Source organism: Syntrophobacterales bacterium, from assembly GCA_019429105.1.
Lineage (GTDB): Bacteria > Desulfobacterota > Syntrophia > Syntrophales > UBA5619 > DYTH01.
Genome location: JAHYJE010000095.1, coordinates 1 through 1,514 on the forward strand (window position 1 = coordinate 1; position 1,514 = coordinate 1,514).

The 1,514-nt window shown below is 53.9% G+C and carries 2 protein-coding genes; both read left to right on the forward strand.

Going from position 1 to position 1,514, the window contains the following annotated elements:
• Positions 1–530, forward strand: a 530-nt coding sequence (locus K0B01_14905; GenBank protein MBW6487432.1) for a hypothetical protein, incomplete at its 5' end; no start/stop codon positions are given.
• A gap of 56 nt (positions 531–586) precedes the next feature.
• On the forward strand, positions 587–1,514 hold a 928-nt coding region (locus K0B01_14910; protein ID MBW6487433.1), incomplete at its 3' end, for a B12-binding domain-containing radical SAM protein.

A 1,514-nucleotide genomic window follows, 5' to 3' on the forward strand; every position in this document is an offset into this window, starting at 1 on the left:
TATATACCCGGGAGATGATCGACGTGACCGGCTTTTTTGATGCGGATTTTTTTGCTTATTGCGAGGATACCGATCTCGGTCTGCGTGGCCGACTGGCCGGATTTACGGCGCTTGTCGCCATGAACGCCGTCGTCTATCATAAATATTCCGGGACCGGCGGTACGTTTTCGCCATTCAAACTCTATCTCGTTGAGCGGAACCACTACTGGGTGGCCATCAAAAGCTTCCCGTTGCCGCTGCTGGCCCTGCTGCCTCTTTTTACCTGCATCCGTTATGGTGTGCAGTTTTTCATCGTTCTTTCCGGCAGAGGCAGTGGGGCGGAGTTTCGTTCCTCGGCCTCACCTCTGGCCTGTCTGTCCGCGCTGGCAAGGGCAATACGCGACACATTGACCGGCCTGCCGCGGAATTGGCACAAGCGGCGGAAAATCTACCGCATAAAAAAAATCAGTTCTTTGGCAATGATGCGCCTGATGGTGCGCTTCCGGCTTTCGTTTCTTGAACTTCTTGACTATAATCGCACCGTTGGTTAGATGTAAATGTTCGTATATCTGTTCGAAATTCTATCGTGTCCCTGGGAGACAATAATATGCTACACGTGCTTTTGATAACACCACCCGTCTCGTTTGCAGAACGCTATGGCTCTTTTGCCGGGGGCGGCAGCAGTGCGACTTCTCTTGGTCTGCTGATGATTGCCGGTGTCACCCTGGCGGAAGGTTGTCGCTGCAGCGTTATCGATGCGGCGGCCATGGCCTTGACGGATCAGGAATTATTGGCGCGCCTGGTGGAAGTTTCCCCGGATATCCTCGGAATTTCATCCACAACCCTGGCCATCGGCAATGCCGACCGCTTTGCTCGCGCTGTCAAACAGATCCTTCCCGACATCACCATCATTATCGGGGGACCCCATATTACCGCAGCGCCCAAAGAAACGATGGAAAAATTCGCCTCGTTTGATATTGCCGTCATTGGTGAAGGCGAGGCCATCTTTGCCGAGCTTCTGCAGGTCCTGGCCGCGGGTAAAAAACTGAATGAGGTTCGAGGGATTATTTTTCGCGAAGGTGAAAAACTCATGGTCGCTGAGCGACGGCCGTTTATTACCGACCTTGATAGCTTGCCCATGCCGGCCTGGCACCTGCTGGAGGGTTTTCCCGAGAAATATATGCCGGCGCCATTCAAGGTCAAAAATCTGCCGGCGACGACCCTCGTCACGGCGCGCGGATGTCCGAACAAATGTATTTTTTGCGATCGATCGGTCTTTGGTTCCAGCTGCCACGGTTATTCCTCTACCCGGGTCGTCGAGCAGATCGTGGAGCTGCACCAGCGCTACGGTATTCGGGAGATCAGCTTTGAGGATGACACTTTCATCACCTTCAAGACGCGAATGCGGGAAATCTGCGAGAAGCTGATCGAACTCGATCTGGGCATAACCTGGACCTGCCTCGGGCGGGTCAACAATGTTACCCCGGAGAATCTCGCTTTGATGCGCAAGGCGGGATGCTGGCAGATCAGTTTCG